General features: G+C 64.6%; 1 protein-coding gene. It reads left to right on the plus strand.

Features of this window, described 5'->3' with window-relative positions; genetic code table 11:
* Positions 1–84: 84 nt before the first annotated feature.
* The coding region (locus RAD16_RS41555) for an Hsp20 family protein (RefSeq protein WP_458163756.1) at positions 85–413 on the plus strand (329 nt) is incomplete at its 3' end.

Consider the following 413-nt stretch of genomic DNA (forward strand, 5'->3'; position numbering starts at 1 on the left):
TGCCGTTCGGGTCCCGCCACTGAGACGGGCACCGGTCGTGTCCGGTGCCGCTCGTAACCATTTTGCTCCGAGGAGGATCTGGCTATGCGCACTGTTGATTTTTCGCCCCTGTTCCGGTCGGCCATCGGCTTTGACCGCCTGTTTGACCTCGCCGAAGCCGCCCAGCGCGTGGGCGAGGAGACCTATCCCCCCTACAACATCGAGCGGCTCGACGAGAACCGCTTCCAGATCTCGGTAGCCCTCGCCGGCTTCACCCCGGATGAGGTCGCGCTGACGGTCGAGCAGAACGTCCTGACGCTGGAAGGCCAGAAGAGCGAGAAGGAGGGCAAGACCTTCCTGCACCGTGGCATCTCGGCCCGCAACTTCAAGCGGCAGTTCACGCTCGCCGACCACGTCGAGGTCAAGGGCGCCAG

The organism is Bradyrhizobium sp. 18BD, from assembly GCF_054185225.1.